Consider the following 16344-nt stretch of genomic DNA (forward strand, 5'->3'; position numbering starts at 1 on the left):
GATATCAGGAAAGAATGAGGAACGTTATGAGAATTATAAATAAATTGTTAATTTCAACTGAGCTTAGGTTAATCATAAAATTTCAGTTTCCGCGCCAGATTTATTCAACGCGCAGATAGTGCCCGTCGGCGCGGACATTTGCGCCAAAACCGCAGTCCACAAACGTATCGGTACTGGCATCAATGGTTTCAGAAGAAAAAGCCAGTGAAATGTCACAGTGAATGTCATCGCCTTCCCGAAGCGCCACGATGGTTTTATCGTTTTCCAGCGTTACCGCTGCGAAGAACTCGCCGATATTGGGGCCGAAGTAGATCCCCATTAAACCGAACCAGTAACCCTGAAAATTAACCTGATAGCGCGATGGGGTGGGTAATGCCTTCACGCTAAGCACGTTCCAGGAGGCGCGCCCGGCATAGCGCCAGTATTCACCCGCCGCAAAAACCGGTGGCGGCAGGGCCGATAGCTTATCTTTGATAAGTTTCAGGTTGTAGATCGACTTGCTATCATTCGGCCTTAGCATCAGCCAGGCGCGGGCTTTACGCCATTCGCCTTCACGTATCCAGGTTAGCGCCACGTTGTTGTAGGCCGTCGCGATGGCGTTGTCGTCAAGGGCGCAGCTTTCGCTCCATGCGGCCTGCTGTTCAAAAGCGTCGCGCGCTTTGGCATACTTTTGGGTCTTGTAAAGCTGTTCGCCCTGGCTGGCAAAAACTGGAATTTTTGCGCAGTCGGCCTCGAACTGCTGCTCCGTAATTTCAGCCCTGGCGGTGGCGCAGAGTAGAAGCAGGGCGCAAAGAAATAGAGATTTTTTTGTATTATCAGTCCATTACACCATTGAGTTGACCTGTCCCGGCAGCTCTGAATTCGGGATGCGGACGGTATACCAGGCGAAACGAAAGCGTTTCCAGAAAGAATCGAAATGCAGGTGGTCCAGGCAGTCCATAACGATTTCATTATCCGGGTAAAGCGTGAAGGCAAAATGCGCCCAGCGTGCGCTTAGCTTCATATTAAACAGCGTTCGATCGTGTTTATTACCGTGCAGGCGCGATAGGGTCACCATAGCATGTAGCGTGCCTTTGTTGGCCTCTTGTTGCACCAGTTCCAGATGCTTATGCGCCAGCGTAATATCCTTCACTTCAAAAATATTCAGCAGGAACAAGCCCCAGGCCTCTTTATGCCCGTACTGATGCGCCAACCAGAGATTATCGAGCAGTTCTTTTTCATAAGCGGAACGATTTTCGGTATCAAGTTCTTGTTTACTCAGACGCTGGTTGCAGATGCCGATGCTGAAATGAATATTTTGCAGGTCATTTTCATAGTCGGTATAGCCTCCGTTATCTATTAATTTGTACGGGGTGCTCTCGCGCAGCGCTAACTGCCGGTGCAAAATCTCCGCCGCGCGCTGAAAATACCCTAACGCGATGGCAGGATCGTAAGGTAGTAGGCCGTTGTTCTCTTTATTATTGTGTTCAAGGCCCAGCAGGTTTAGCGCGGCGGGTATATTTCTTTGTGCGCCCAGCTCTGCCAGCGGCACGAAATGTTCCGGGAGCCCGAACCAGTTGAAATTTTTAATCGCCGCCCGCCAGTTATGGTTATATTGAATGTCGGCGACGCTATCGAGCCAGGCGAGGCCTTGCGCCTCATCCTTTTCGAAACCCAATAACCCGGCGTACTGAAAGTAGCCACGACGGATTTTCGGCACTGTGAATTCCGTTTGCTGCGCATTCTGACAGAGAAAATTATACATCCACCAGGTGTCAGGAAAATCGCGCAGGGCGAACTTTATCGTGTCATCAAAGAAGTAATTGTTGAGCTTAACTTTTTCCACGATCGAACGCTGAAGGGTTCGCCAGAGCGCGTCATTATCGTCCAGATCGCTATAGCAGACCCGCAGCCACTCCAGCGCGTTGTGGCGAGATTCCTGAATATGCGCTCGCAGGCTAATCTCTTCGGCTTTGGCGATAATACGTTCCTGTTCTGCCGGGGAGTCAACCTCTTTGATGCGCAGATCGCGGTGATCGTCCCACCAGATCAATAGCTCCAGATGTTCACGTTCTGCGGCAGAAAGGTGATCGCATACGCTTGATTCCAGAAATTCGCGGATTTCCTCGTGAGACCCTCTCCAGCGTGGCATACGAAACGGGATATATTCATCCAGCACGTAAAATGCCGTCGGGAAAATAGCCAGGCAGACGGCGAGCCAGTATTTTTGCCCGGCATCGTCATTGCACTCCGGCAGCACGGACGGGCGCGGCAAATTTGGGCAAACCGCATCGGCAAACGACAGCCCGGAATGGGCCATCAGCGCGTCCACCTCCTGCGGTGAATGGCGATGATATTCAGCCAGATCTTCCATTAATGGCTGCCCGGCAACATCCGCGCCCACGAGGAACTCAACCAGCCAGTCGGGCTGGCCGAAGACTTTTGAGTTGGTGCTGGTCAGGGCCGCCGCCATCCACTGGCGCGGTTCACAGTCGATAGCATTGAGCGCGGCGATGACCATCCGTTCGTTGCAGGCGGCGGCGCAGATCCACATCGCTCGGGTGGTTTCTCTCGCCCAGCCATAGCTGCGGTAAAGCCACGCACGGTGATTCCAGTATTGCGCCTCGGCAAGCCAGGCGTGAGTGGAGCGGGGACGAGCGCGCTGCCACTTTTTGATCAGCGCTAATCCTTGCGGCCCAGCCTCAACCAGCGTGTCCATATCGTAAAAAGGGTTGTCCATTTGATTCCAGGCGAAGAAATAGCGCTTTTCCGCTTCGCGGCTGGTAAGGCTCTCCGTCAGCGCCTGGTTGTAGCGTTCGTCCAGTTCGTCATAGCGTTCTTCGCGCAGCAGGCCGGGAATATCGGCGATATGCCATTCGCGTTGCCCGTCATTGAGGGGATTTTTGTGGTTGCACATCTCAAACATAGCGTTGAGCAGACGATCATCCTGTTCCATAAATAGTCCTTTAAATCGGCTCGAAAATTTTGAATTCATTCCACGGCAGTTGTCGCCAGCGGCTGACCGGGTCTTGCAAATAATGGGTGGCTTCCTGTAAATCCCGTCCGGCAAGCGCTGTTGGCGTGTCACGTAGCGTGAGCCATACCCGGCGGGCGCGAACGTAGGCGGTGGCGTAATCCTCCCAGGAATCAAAACAGTCCTGAGCGCGCTGGGCGTTAAGTAATAACACCAGCCAGGCCTGATGTACGTCGCACCAGTCGAGCCCGGCGATACAGCGGGTCAGAAAGGCGGTGCGCATACAGTCGAAGGCCAGCGCGTCGCGGACCTGGCCCTGGGCCGCCAGATGATGATAAAACGTGCGCGGCGAGCTGCCGATGCCCGCAGGCCAGCGGCGTAAGATATCCTCAACCTTGTGGCGTAACGCCGCGCCGTCGAGGTTTTCGCTCAAGCCCAGCTCTTTTTTTACTTGCTGCGCCAGATAGCGGCGTTTGTCATCGTCAAGTTTGAAGACCAGCTCAACGCCTTTGATCGGTAGCCCGTTGCGCCGGGCGAGGATATCAGCTAGCGCCAGCGCCCATTGCCGCCGTCGGGTATCGCGACGCAGATCCTTCAGACGATCTTTTTCTTTCTCCTCGGCGATACGGGCCGCAATCAGCGGTTTGTTTTTTTTTGTAGTTGCGCCAGCTAAAAAATAGGGCGGCAATAATAAGAACAATCCAGAACATTATTGCACCTCCTTGATGACAGGAAGGTAACGCGTGGTTTGTAGCGTCAGGCTTTCAATTTCGAAAGGTTCGCTACTGGTGTTTTTCCCGGCAAGCGTAGGGTGCCATTCATGTCGTGGAAACAGCATTTCCGCAGCCGTCGCCACGTTAGGATCAACAACCTGAAGGTAGCGCAGTGCCTCCGGGGCGCTGTGCAGCAGCAGCCACTGTAAAGCTACCGGGGGAGTGGGGAAGTGCTCCATTAAATGAAAATTGTCATGCAACACATTGAGCAGAAAATTGAGGTCATGAATATGAGTAATAAATTTCCAATCTGAATATTCCGGCGTCGATTCATAAACTATTCCCATCCCTTCACAATCGGCGTGGCGCTCAGGAAGTGGTTGCAGATGGCGTAATAGAGATAAAACATCGTTAGCATATTTCTTAATAGGATGGCGATTTTGCTTACCTTTAATCTGATCAATACTCAGGCCGTTATTACCAACCACCAGGCTTATTGTGACGTGGGGAATATTATTGTCGTCGCGCAGGCTGAACAGGCGAAGTTTTTGTTGTTCCATTTGCCGGGCGTAGTAATCGCCGTAGCCGCCGGAAAGCTCGCCTTTATTATCAAAATCTCCGACGCAGTGTTGCATATGCCAGGATTCATACGCCATCTCACTGCGCAGGCCGGGGTTTGTTGCATCAAGCTCAACCAGTACACCGTTATTCACCGCCATCACCGGTTTTAGCGCCTCGCTGTTGGAGGGATACCAACCTTGTTCACGCAGGCGCTGCATTTTTTGATGCTCCGCTTCGCGCATTGCCAGCACGGTAAAGCAGTTGATGCGCTGTAGTTTAGTTTCCAGCCGCGTTCCTTCCTGCCGCGAAAGAAATTCCACTAAATCTCTTTCCATTGCCACAAGTTGCGGGTGCTGAACGTTAAGGTAGTAAAAGCGCTCATCGCCACCCAGCTTTGGCGCCAGCCAGGCGGGGATTTCTGCATCAGCGCTAAAATAAACGGCATAATCGGCGACGGAGCGCACAGGATAAACGTGAGGAAAGTCACCAATGATCCAACGATAAAAATGGTTGCTTAACCAGCGCTGGATAATTTCGCTGTCGCCGCGTTGTTGGCTCCGGGAAAAAATAGACGATTTTACATTTGGCGCATTTATTATATTGCGTGGTTTATAGCGGTGAGATGACGTTTCTGTCATAAAAATCCATGTATAATTAAGCTGGTATTATGTTTATGTATTTTTAGATTCACTTAATGAATTAATGCGCAATAAGTTTAAAAAACTACTCACAGTATATCGGTAAACTAAAAAGAGCGGCCAAATAATTTATTGTCCCCGATCGCGTTCGTCGTGGTTTTTGGGATACCGCCCGGCCAAAGGAAAGAGGACAGTGTGTTAATTCCGCCAGAATAGCGTTGGCGGAAAATATCGTCTTACGACCTTGTTATTGTTATGCCAATAATGATTATACCAGGCGACACGCATCCGCTTCCCAGCGATATCCCACCCCGTAGACCGCGCGGATAAATGACTGTTCGGCATCCAGCGATTCCAGTTTACGGCGCAGGTTTTTAATATGGCTGTCGATGGTACGGTCGGTCACCACACGGTAGTCGTCGTAGAGGTGGTTTAGCAACTGCTCGCGGGAAAAAACTTTACCCGGTTCAAGCGATAAGGTTTTTAGCAGGCGGAATTCAGCGGGGGTTAAATCCAGCGCTTTACCACACCAGGAGGCCTGAAAGCGGCTTTCATCAATCATTAACGGGCTTTCGGCATCCTGCTGCTGGAGTTCGCGCTGCGGTTTACAGCGGCGCAAAATGGTTTTCACGCGGGCCACGACTTCGCGCGGGCTGTAAGGCTTACAGATATAATCATCGGCGCCGATTTCCAGCCCAAGCAGCCGGTCGATCTCTTCGATTTTGGCCGTGACCATCACAATGGGGATGTCGGAAAAACGGCGAATCTCCCGGCATAGCGTCAGACCATCGGTACCCGGCAGCATCAGATCCAGCAGGATCAGATCCGGCGGCGTTTGACGCACATACGGCAGTACCTTGTCGCCATGATTGATGAGCGTGGGGGCGTAACTCGCCGCGCGTAAGTAGTCAATAAGCAGCTGTCCCAGCTTGGGTTCATCTTCAACAATCAAAATGCGCGGCGTGTTTTCATCAATGGGTAATTCAGTCATACTTCTCTCTGTAAATCGCGATCCAGCGGTAACTCTACTGTAATGCTAACCCCGCCAAAAGGCGAATGAGCGGCGTGAAGATGACCGTTATGCGCGTGTACAATATTGACGCATATCGCCAGCCCCAGTCCAGAACCGCCGCTGGCGCGGTTACGGGACACTTCCGTGCGGTAAAAACGGTCAAAAAGCTTTTGTAACTGCTCATCGCTGACGCCCGGTGCAGAATCGGCAAAGGTCAGGAATAATGATTTGTCGCGTTGTTCAGCGGAAATATGCAGGCCGCCGCCGCTGTCGGTGTAGCGCAGACTGTTTTCCAGCAGATTATTAAACAGTTGCATCAAGCGATCCGGGTCGCCGAAGACGGTCATGCTATCCGGCAACGCGTAATGTAGCGTTAGCCCCCGGCTGGTAAAGCGCTCTCTGAACGCGCCGCCAGCGACTTCCAACAGGGGGACAAGATCGACGGTCGTTTTTTGGTAAGCCAGCGCGCCCTCGTCAGACAACGAAAGCTGATGCAGGTCGTCAACCAGTTTGGTAAGCGTACCGACTTCCGCCTGTAGCGAGGTAACCGATTCTGGCGTGAACTGGCGAACGCCATCCTGAATGGCTTCCAGTTCGCCGCGCAATACCGCCAGCGGCGTGCGCAGTTCGTGGGAAATATCCGCCATAAAGTCGCGGCGCATCTGCTGGTTTTTTTCCAGCGTGCTGGCAAGCTGGTTAAAGTCCTGCGCCAGTTTTCCCAGTTCATCAGCGCTGGTTGGGGTCACGCGCGTGGTAAAATCCCCCGCCGCCAGTCTGTGCGTACCCTCGACCAACCGTTTGACCGGGGCGAGCAGGCCACGCGCCAGCAAAAATGTCGCCAGCGCGGCCAGCAAGGTTGATAACGCCACGATCATCCAACTGGCGCGCCGCTGCTGCATATCAAAATTAATATCCGTATTGCGCGTCAGCCGCTCGACAGGCGAGGCGATAATCGCGCCGACTTCGACGTCATTGACCAGAATGGGGCGGCGAGTACCGTCATGCGGCACCGGACCGCGTGGGCCGACCAGCACCCGGCCATTTTGATCGACGACCCAGAATTGGGTGCGCCAACCGTGCGGCGGCATACCGGGGCCGGGTTTATCGCGGTCGTTGTCATGCTCAAATGAACGCAGAATCTGGAAAACGAAGCGATCATTGTTACGTAAAAAACGCCAGTTGCCGTGTTGCTGGTACTGGTCGCCCAGCGCATCGCCCAGCATTTGTAGCCGCTGCTCGTTGCCGTGTTTGATATAGTCAATAAATCCGCGTTCAAAACTGACGCGCACGGCCCAATGCATACTGATCAGCAGCACGATGCAGGTGGCGAAAATCGCCAGAAACAGCTTGCCGGTGATTCCGGGCCGCCAGACTTTCATTACAGGCTCCTTTTACGCCGTGAAATGACCATGTTTTGCTGTGTATCGTTCGGCACGCGGGCAAAAATTATCGCCGGTAGCGCGATAATAACCGCCATACATAACCAGGTGTACATAAAGACGTGATGTGTGGCGCTACTGTCTATCCCGATATGCTGTTGGCCAAACATACCCAGCAGCATCCCGGCAATAGTGACGCCGATACTCATCGAGAGCTGCATAATCATCGATAATAAGCTATTGCCGCTGCTGGCCAGCGTATCGGGAAGGTCTTTTAGCGTTAAGGTATTCATGGAAGAAAAGCGCGCCGAGTTCACCATTCCCTGCAAAAGCAGTACCAGCGGCAGGAGATAATACCAGCCGAGCAGCGCGACCGACATAAACAACAGGCTAACCAATGCCAGTCCGAGCGTGGTCGCTACCAGAACCCGACGATAGCCAAAACGGTTAACTATCTGCACCACAATCCGCTTCATTCCCATGCTGCCCAGCACCATGGGGATCATCATCAAACCGGCATGAAACGGTGAAAAACCAAGACCAATTTGTAAAAAGACCGGCGTCATAAACGGCAGCATACCGCTGCCGATACGCCCGGCAAAACTGCCCAGCAACCCCAGTGAAAACGTGGGCGTGCGGAACAATCGCAGGCTGAATAACGCACCTGAGCTTTTTTTGGCATGGAAGAGATAGAGCAGAATGGCTGCCGCGCCACCCGCAGCAAGTCCGGCTAATGTCCAGGGCGAAATCCCCATGCTTTTACTACCGTCCAGCGCCAGCGTGAGTACCGCCATGCCGATAGCTAACAGCAGGAACCCCGGCAGATCAAAGCGCCGGGTCTCTATGGTGTAGTTTGGCATCAGCATAAAGGTCGCCATAGCGCCGACAATTCCCACCGGGATATTGATCAGAAAGATCCAGTGCCATGAAGCATATTCCACCAGCACCCCGCCCAGCGCGGGGCCGAGTAACGGCCCGATCTGTCCCGGTAGGGTGACGAAGGTCATCGCCGCCATATATTGCGCGCGCGGCACGATTTTCATGACCGTCAGGCGTCCGACCGGCACCATCATCGCGCCGCCTACGCCTTGTAAAACTCGCGCTAATACCAGTTGATTAAGCGTACCGGAGAGGGCGCAAAACAGCGAACCCAGCGTGAACAGCACGATGGCGGCAAAGAAAATATTACGCACGCCGATTTTGTCTGCCAGCCAGCCGCTGGCGGGGAGCATCACGGCGACGGTGAGAACATATGACACCACTACCATGTGCATATGCAGCGGGCTTTCCCCCAGGCTTTTCGCCATGGAGGGCAGCGCAGTGTTGACGATGGTGGTATCCAGCGACTGCATAAAAAAGCCGAATGCCACAATCCAGAGTTGCCAGCGGGTGTTGTCAGGAAGTTCTGTCATATCTCTACTACCGGTTTGCTATTTTTACGCGAAAAACGCAGCCGCAGGCGGTCGAAAAAGAGGTACACCACCGGCGTGGTATAGAGCGTCAGGAGCTGGCTCATGACCAAACCGCCGACAATGGTTATCCCCAGCGGCTGCCGTAATTCCGAACCGTCTCCGCCAGATAACACCAATGGCAGTGCGCCGAACAGCGCCGCCAGCGTGGTCATCATTATTGGACGGAAGCGTAACAAGCAGGCCTGGAAAATGGCTTGTTCCGGCGTCAGGCCGCCGCTTCGTTGCGCTTCAAGCGCAAAATCGACCATCATAATGGCGTTTTTCTTCACAATGCCAATTAATAGCATGATCCCTATCAGGGCGATTAGGCTGAAAGGGGCATTGAAGAGTTCCAGCGCCAGAAGCGCCCCAACGCCCGCCGATGGCAGAGTAGAGAGAATGGTCAGCGGATGGACGTAGCTTTCGTACAGTATCTCCAGCACAATGTAGACGGTAGCGATCGCCGCTACTATCAAAATAAGCTGTGAATTCATGGTCTGCTGGAAGACTTGCGCCGTTCCGGAAAAACTGCCGCGTACCGTCGAGGGGACGCCAAGCTGCGTCATGGTGCGATTAATGGCCTCCGTCGCCTGCGATAACGATGTGCCGGTCGGCAGGTTAAAGGCAATCGTGGACGCCGCGGAAAGTCCCTGATGGTTCACCGACAGCGGCGCATTGGCGGGCCGCCATTGGGCGAAATAAGAGAGGGGGATCGCTTTTCCGTCACGGTTGATAACGAACATTTTCTCCAGCGCGCTGATATCCTGGGTATAGCGCGGATCGACTTCCATCACCACTTTATACTGGTTCATCGGCTGATAAATGGTGGAAATTTGCCGCTGGCCGAAAGTATTATTTAACAGACTGTTTGCGGCCTGAACATCAATGCCCAGCCGTGACATGGTGTCGCGGTCGTAGATAAGGTTCATCTCCGCGCCGTTATCCTGCTGGTCGGAGTTTACGTCCGCCAGTTGCGGCAGGGCCGAGAGCGCTTTGCGTATTTTCGGCTCCCACTCGCGCAGCGCCGGCAGGGAGTCAGACAGCAATGTATATTGGTAACTGGCGTTAGCCTGCCGCCCGCCGACGCGAATATCCTGTACCGCCATCAGAAACAGCCTGGCGCCGGGTTCTTTTGCCAGTTTGACCCGCAGTCGATCAATGATTTGCTGCGCCGTCTCTTTGCGTTCGCCGCGCGGCTTCAGCGTAATAAACATCATGCCGCTATTCACCCGCGAGCCGCCGGTAAAACCAGTGACATTATTCACCGCCGGATCGTCGCGAATAATTTTCATAAAATCCTGCAGCTTGCCGCGCATGGCCTGGAAAGAGATGCTCTGGTCAGCCTGAATACCGCCCATCAACACGCCAGTGTCCTGCTCCGGAAAGAATGTTTTAGGGATGGCGATATAAAGCCAGATGTTCAGCGCAACGGTGCCAAGAAAAACCACACCGACAAGACGCGTATGGTTAAGCACCCATTTTAACGACGTGCCGTAACCCTGTTGCAAGGCGACCAGCAAACGGCCAACGCCCCGTTTACGCGGTTGGGTGCGCGGTTTGCTTGATTTAAGCATCCAGCCGCACATCATCGGCGTCAGTGTGAGCGAGACCACCAGCGAAATGCCAATCGCCACCGAGAGGGTAACGGCGAATTCCCGTAATAATCGTCCTGGCAGGCCGCCCATTAACAGCAGCGGCAGAAATACCGCCACCAGCGACAGACTCATGGAGATGACCGTAAACCCGACTTCCCGCGTACCCTGTAATGCCGCCTGCAAAGGTTTCATTCCCGCCTCCAGATGGCGGGCGATATTTTCCAGCACCACAATGGCATCATCAACGACAAATCCGGTCGCGATAGTCAGCGCCATCAGCGACAGATTGTTGAGGCTGAAGCCGCACAGATACATGGCGGCGAAGGTGCCGATGAGCGAAACGGGAACGGCGACGGCGGGGATTAGCGTGGCGCGCCCGGAACGCAGGAATAAAAACACCACCAGGATCACCAGCGCGACAGAGATAGCCAGCGTCTCTTCTACCTCTTGCAGCGATGCGCGAATTGTCGGCGAACGATCCTGGGCGATTTGTAAATCGATAGCGGCGGGGATCATTGCCCGCAGTTCCGGCAGTTTTGCCCGGATGCCGTCGACCGTCTGAATAATGTTGGCCTCCGGCAACTTGCGGATCATCAACAAAATAGCGGGTTTAGCGTTCGTCATCCCGGCGTTACGGACATCCTGCACCGAGTCGGTGACGCTGGCGACGTCGCCCAGGCGTACCGCCGCGCCGTTGTTATAGTGAATAATCAGCGGCTGGTATTCGGCGGCGGTTTTCAGTTCGTCGTTGGTCTGGATTTGCCAGCGGTGGACGCTATCTTCAATTGCGCCTTGCGGTCGGCGTACGTTGGCGCTGTCGATCGCTTCGCGGACCTCATCCAGCGAGACGCCCTGGTTAAAGAGCGCCTGCGGGTTTAAGCCTACACGTACTGCGGGCAGGGAGCTGCCGCCGACGTCAACATCGCCGACGCCGTCAATTTGCGCGATGGTTTGCGCCAGTTGAGTAGAGGCGAAATCATACAGTTTGCCTTGTGACCAGCTCTCCGAGGTGAGCGTTAAAATCATAATCGGCGCGTCGGACGGGTTGGCCTTGCGATAAGTCGGGCGGCTGGGCATTCCGCCTGGCAACAAGCTTTGCGCGGCGTTAATGGCGGCCTGCACATCGCGCGCCGCGCCGTTAATATCACGATCGAAATTAAATTCGAGAATAATGCGCGTACTGCCGAGCGAGCTGCTGGAAGTCATTTCATTGACGCCTGCAATGCGTCCCAAAGAACGTTCCAACGGCGTCGCCACCGACGAAGCCATGGTTTCCGGCGAGGCGCCCGGCAGCGAGGCGCTAACCATAATCACCGGGAAATCGACCTGCGGCAGCGGGGCGACCGGCAGCAGACGAAAGCCCAGAATGCCGCACAGCGTAATGGCGGCGGCAATCAAAATGGTGGCGACCGGGCGGTAGATGAAAAGGGCGAAAAAGCGCATCTACGCCTCCTCTTTATGGCGCGGAAAGCGACTTTTCACGTACAGCGACAGGCGGTCAAACAGGAGATAAATCACCGGTGTGGTAAACAGAGTTAATACCTGGCTGACCAGTAGGCCGCCCACCATCGCGATCCCCAACGGGCGACGTAATTCCGCGCCAACGCCGGTACTCAACATTAATGGCAATGCCCCGAGCAACGCCGCCAGCGTGGTCATCAGAATCGGTCGAAAACGCAGCAGACAGGCCTGGAAGATAGCGTCGCGCGGACTCATCCCCTGTTCGCGTTCAGCGGCGAGGGCGAAGTCAATCATCATGATGGCGTTTTTCTTCACGATGCCGATCAGCAAAATAATGCCGATAATGGCGATAATATCGAGCTCGCTACCAGCGATGATCAGCGCCAGCAGCGCGCCGACGCCCGCCGTAGGCAGCGTTGAGAGAATCGTGATCGGATGGATAAAACTCTCATACAGCACGCCGAGCACGATATACATCGCCACCACGGCGGCGACAATAAGCCAGACGGTGCTGCCCAGCGCCGCCTGGAAGGCGAGCGTACTGCCCTGAAACTGCGTTGTAATATCCGCTGGCAGGGCGAGCGTTTTTTCCGTATCGAGAATCGCCTGCACCGCATCGCCGAGCGAATAGCCCTCCGGCACGTTAAACGAAAATGTCGTAACCGGGAACTGATCTAAATGATTGATGGAGAGCGGAGCGAAGCGCTGCTCAATGCGGGCAATCGCGCTGAGCGATACGGTGCCGCCGTCGCGACTCGTCAGGCGAATCGTCTCCAGCGCCGCCAGGCCCGGCGTGCTGGCGGTATTATGCTCCAGCACGACGCGGTACTGGTTCGCCTGGGTATAAATCGTTGAAATCAGGCGTTGTCCGAACGCGTTGTAGAGCGCGTTATCCACATCCGCTATGCTGATACCCAGACGGCTGGCGCTGTCGCGGTCGACATTCACCCAGGCCGCTAATCCTCGATCTTGCCAGTCGCTGCTTACCTCAGAGAGCTGTGGTAACGACTGTAGCGCGTTCTGCAGTTTTGGCACCCAGTGGCTGAGCGCATCGAGCGTCGTGGCCTGCAGGGTAAACTGATACTGCGTGCGGCTGACCTGCGTGTCGATGGTTAAATCCTGCGTCGGCTGGAGATACAGCGCCACGACGGGAATCGTCGCCACGGCGGTTTGCAGCCGGGAGATCACCTGCTGCACGCGGTCATCACGCGCATCCAGCGGCTTGAGGTTAATTTGCAGGCGCGCGCTATTGAGCGTGGGGTTAGCGCCGTCTACGCCAACAAAAGTCGTCAGACTTTGCACCGCCGGGTCCTGTAATATCCGCTCCGCCACCTGGCGCTGACGTTGCGCCATACTGGCATACGATGACGATTGCGGCGCCTGCAGCGTCCCCTGGATAATGCCGTTATCCTGTACCGGAAAGAACCCTTTCGGGATGACTATCCACAGCATAACGCTGAGCAGGAGCGTGGCGAATGCCACGCTCAATGTAAGCCACGGATGGTTGAGCACTTTCGCTAATCCGCGTCCGTAGCTGGCGATCACGCGGTCAAACATCCGCTCGCAGGCGCGGGAAAAGCGGTTTTGTTTACGCAGAGATTGCTGGCTGAGCATACACGCGCACATCATGGGCGTGAGCGTCAAAGAGACGACGGCGGAGATTAAAATCGCTACCGCCAACGTCACCGCAAATTCGCGGAACAGTCGACCAACAATATCGCCCATAAAGAGCAACGGGATCAGCACCGCAATCAGTGAAAAGGTGAGGGAAATAATGGTAAAGCCGATTTCGCCCGCGCCTTTGAGCGCCGCCGCCAGCGGTTTTTCTCCTTTTTCGATGTAGCGCGAGATGTTCTCGATCACCACAATCGCATCGTCCACCACGAAACCCGTGGCGATAGTGAGCGCCATCAGCGTCAGGTTATTAATGGAAAAATCCAAAAACACCATCACCGCAAAGGTGCCGATAAGCGACAGCGGTACGGCGACGCCGGGAATAATTGTGGCGGGAATATTACGTAAAAACAGATAGATAATCATGACGACCAGCGCGATCGCCAGCATCAGTTCAAACTGGGTATCGCGCACGGAAGCGCGAATATTGGTGGTGCGATCGGACAGGACCGTGACCTTCACCGATTTCGGCAGGCTTTCGGTAAGCTGGGGCAGCATCTGGCGAATGCTGTCCGCTGTCGCAATGATATTGGCGCCGGGCTGGCGTTGAACGTTCATCACGATAGCCGGAGCTTGATTCGCCCATGCGCCGAGCCAGCTATTTTCCGCCCCCTGTTCGACGGTGGCGACATCGCCCAGCCGTACCGGCGCGCCGTTTTGATACGCGATGATAAGCTTGCGGTATTCGTCGGCAGACTGCATCTGATCGTTAGCAGAAAGCGTCACCGCCCGTTCGGGGCCATCCAGACTGCCTTTCGCCGAGTTGACGTTGGCGCCGGTAATTGCGGTACGGACTGTTTCGCTGGTCAGACCGAGCGCGGCGATAGCCTGAGCATTCAGTTTTACGCGTATCGCAGGGCGCTGCCCGCCGGCAAGCGTCACCAGCCCGACGCCGGAGACCTGTGAGATCTTCTGCGCCACGCGGGTTTCTACCATGTCCTCTACCTGGGTCATCGGCATCGCGTTTGAGGTGACGGCAAGCGTCATAATCGGCGGGTCCGCCGGATTGACTTTGCTATAAATCGGCGGATTCGGCAGGTCGGAAGGCAATAAATTGGTGGCTGCGTTAATCGCCGCCTGTACTTCCTGCTCGGCAACGTCCAGCGGCAGCGTTAACTGAAACTGTAGCGTCACCACCGATGCGCCGCCGGAGCTTTGCGACGACATCTGCTTAAGTCCTGACATCTGGCCGAACTGGCGCTCAAGCGGCGCGGTGACGGAGGAGGTCATGACATCCGGGCTGGCGCCAGGGTAGAGCGTAACCACCTGAATAGTGGGGTAGTCGACCTCCGGCAAAGCGGCGACGGGCAGGAAGCGATAGCCGATAATCCCGGCGAGTAAAATCGCCGCCATCAGCAGAGTGGTGGCCACGGGGCGCAGAATAAACAGACGCGAAGGGCCGCCCGTGCTGCCCGGAGGTAATACCTGCATCAGGCGCGCGCTCCTTTTTGACCTTCATGGCGGGAAGGGGATTTTTCATCCGCCATGGTGGTTTGCGGCTCAACGACCTCGACTTTTGCGCCTTCCGTCAGCCGATCAATACCATCGGTAACGACGCGATCGCCTGCCGACAATCCTGCGCTGATCACCACGTTTCGGTTATCCTGAATACCGATTTTTACCCGCTTCTTGCTGACGTTATTTTCGTCGTTCAGCACCCACACAAAGTGGCCCTCATTGCCCATTTGCACCGCCGCGGCAGGCACCACAACGGCATTTTGTTCGGTATCGACCAGCATCCGGGCGTTCACAAATTGATTGGGGAACAGCGTATCGTCCTGATTGGTAAAGCGCGCTTTAATTTTGATCGTTCCCGTCGTGGGATCAATCTGGTTGTCCAGACTGAGCAACACACCTTCGCTCAATTTGTGCGAGTTAGTCCGATCCCAGGCTTCTACGACCAGCGTTTTCCCCGCTTTTTGCGCCTGAACCACGGTCGCGATATCGCTTTCCGGCAGAGTAAAAATGAGATCAATCGGGTGCGTTTGCGTAATGACGACAATACCGGCGGTATCGCTGCTGGAAATCTGGTTGCCGACATCCACCTGTTTCAGACCCACGCGTCCCGAGACCGGGGCCGTGATACGACTCCAGTCGAGCTGTAACTGCGCGCTGGCGACATTGGCTTCATCCGCTTTAATGGTTCCCTGGGTTTCGTTGACCAGCGCCTGTTGCGCATCCAGTTCCTGACGGGAAACCAAATTGGTTTTTGCCAGTTGTTGATAGCGCGCCAGATCACGACGCGCATTCGCCAGCGTAGCGTTATCTTTCGCCAACTGTCCCTGCGCCTGCGCCAGGGCGACCTTAAACTGGCTGGGATCGATTTGCGCCAGCAGATCGCCTGCGTTGACCTGCTGACCTTCCTGAAAGTGCAGGGCGATGAGTTGACCATCCACGCGGCTACGCACCGTAACGGTATTCGCGGCGGTCACGGTACCCAGCCCGCTCAGATAGCGCGGTACGGCCTGCGTGGTCGCGGTCGCGGCCTGTACCGGCGCCAGAGGGCCGTCGCGCATACCGCGGCGACCTGCGGCGGCGGTATGCGGCGCTTGCGCGGCGACGCCCGGCTATGCCAGAACCAGAATGCGGCGGCGGCTACTACAACCCCAATCGCTATTGCCCAGCGGAAAGTATTACTGCCTTTCATCGGTATAAGTTTCTCATCCTGAAACGTTTTGCGGAATGTTGCTTCCTCTATTGTAGTCAGCAGGGAAGGGAGAAAAATGGAGGAATTATGGAACACGGTCGGGATTATTCTGAATGGCGACTCGCTTTGCGAGGCGCTACGCAACTCTCATCGGTGAAAATCGTTAACGCGCCGGAGTGCGGTAAAGTGGCGGCACGGCAATGAAGGTAAGCCACCGATTTCAGCAGGACGCTGAAACGGGAAAGCCCCTCCCGAGGAAG

9 protein-coding genes and 2 pseudogenes are annotated in these 16344 nt (G+C 55.1%); 1 reads left to right on the forward strand and 10 read right to left on the reverse strand.

Translation table 11 applies throughout. The features are described from left to right. Nucleotides 1–100: 100 nt before the first annotated feature. From J4685_RS18495 to mdtA, 10 genes and pseudogenes are all read right to left on the reverse strand, one after another. Complete coding sequence (locus J4685_RS18495; protein ID WP_011233000.1) at nt 101–784, reverse strand: tetratricopeptide repeat protein; 684 nt, start codon at nt 782–784, stop codon at nt 101–103. Between the two features lie 39 nt (nt 785–823). Further along, complete coding sequence (locus J4685_RS18500; RefSeq protein ID WP_000434248.1) at nt 824–2935, reverse strand: DUF4034 domain-containing protein; 2112 nt, start codon at nt 2933–2935, stop codon at nt 824–826. Nucleotides 2936–2945: 10 nt separating this feature from the next. Continuing rightward, nucleotides 2946–3663, reverse strand: a pseudogene (locus J4685_RS18505) (DUF1266 domain-containing protein). Continuing rightward, on the reverse strand, nt 3663–4865 hold the full coding sequence (locus J4685_RS18510; RefSeq protein ID WP_000141047.1) for a PcfJ domain-containing protein: 1203 nt from the start codon (nt 4863–4865) through the stop codon (nt 3663–3665). The pseudogene J4685_RS18505 and the gene J4685_RS18510 overlap by 1 nt, the downstream one beginning before the upstream one ends. Nucleotides 4866–5133: 268 nt before the next feature. Further along, nucleotides 5134–5856 carry a two-component system response regulator BaeR gene (gene baeR, locus J4685_RS18515; RefSeq protein WP_000137854.1) on the reverse strand — a complete coding sequence of 241 codons (723 nt, stop codon included), beginning with the start codon at nt 5854–5856 and terminating at the stop codon, nt 5134–5136. Then, nucleotides 5853–7256, reverse strand: coding sequence for a two-component system sensor histidine kinase BaeS (baeS, locus tag J4685_RS18520; protein ID WP_000870070.1), 1404 nt, complete (start codon nt 7254–7256; stop codon nt 5853–5855). The genes baeR and baeS overlap by 4 nt, the downstream gene beginning before the upstream one ends. Then, on the reverse strand, nt 7256–8668 hold the full coding sequence (locus J4685_RS18525) for an MFS transporter (protein ID WP_000137820.1): 1413 nt from the start codon (nt 8666–8668) through the stop codon (nt 7256–7258). Before J4685_RS18525 ends, baeS begins: the two co-directional genes overlap by 1 nt. Continuing rightward, complete coding sequence (mdtC, locus tag J4685_RS18530) at nt 8665–11745, reverse strand: multidrug efflux RND transporter permease subunit MdtC (RefSeq protein WP_001210079.1); 3081 nt, start codon at nt 11743–11745, stop codon at nt 8665–8667. The genes J4685_RS18525 and mdtC overlap by 4 nt, the downstream gene beginning before the upstream one ends. Beyond that, nucleotides 11746–14868 carry a multidrug efflux RND transporter permease subunit MdtB gene (gene mdtB, locus J4685_RS18535; RefSeq protein WP_001197809.1) on the reverse strand — a complete coding sequence of 1041 codons (3123 nt, stop codon included), beginning with the start codon at nt 14866–14868 and terminating at the stop codon, nt 11746–11748. Further along, a pseudogene (mdtA, locus tag J4685_RS18540) lies at nt 14868–16084 on the reverse strand (multidrug efflux RND transporter subunit MdtA). Before mdtA ends, mdtB begins: the two are co-directional and overlap by 1 nt. On the opposite strand from mdtA, the gene J4685_RS18545 reads away from it, so the two are divergent. After that, complete coding sequence (locus J4685_RS18545) at nt 16007–16288, forward strand: hypothetical protein (protein ID WP_162467019.1); 282 nt, start codon at nt 16007–16009, stop codon at nt 16286–16288. The pseudogene mdtA and the gene J4685_RS18545 sit on opposite strands and share 78 nt — an antisense overlap. Nucleotides 16289–16344 lie beyond the last annotated feature (56 nt).

This window comes from Salmonella sp. 32100201201700099SM (assembly GCF_017572645.1).
GTDB lineage: Bacteria > Pseudomonadota > Gammaproteobacteria > Enterobacterales > Enterobacteriaceae > Salmonella > Salmonella enterica.

Bases quoted from the DNA above. Each gene is read 5' to 3' on its own strand.
- mdtC (WP_001210079.1), bottom strand. From the start codon at position 11,745: ATGCGCTTTTTCGCCCTTTTCATCTACCGCCCGGTCGCCACCATTTTG.
- J4685_RS18545 (WP_162467019.1), top strand. From the start codon at position 16,007: ATGCCAGAACCAGAATGCGGCGGCGGCTACTACAACCCCAATCGCTAT.
- baeS (WP_000870070.1), bottom strand. From the start codon at position 7,256: ATGAAAGTCTGGCGGCCCGGAATCACCGGCAAGCTGTTTCTGGCGATT.
- baeR (WP_000137854.1), bottom strand. From the start codon at position 5,856: ATGACTGAATTACCCATTGATGAAAACACGCCGCGCATTTTGATTGTT.
- J4685_RS18525 (WP_000137820.1), bottom strand. From the start codon at position 8,668: ATGACAGAACTTCCTGACAACACCCGCTGGCAACTCTGGATTGTGGCA.
- J4685_RS18500 (WP_000434248.1), bottom strand. From the start codon at position 2,935: ATGGAACAGGATGATCGTCTGCTCAACGCTATGTTTGAGATGTGCAAC.
- mdtB (WP_001197809.1), bottom strand. From the start codon at position 14,868: ATGCAGGTATTACCTCCGGGCAGCACGGGCGGCCCTTCGCGTCTGTTT.
- J4685_RS18510 (WP_000141047.1), bottom strand. From the start codon at position 4,865: ATGACAGAAACGTCATCTCACCGCTATAAACCACGCAATATAATAAAT.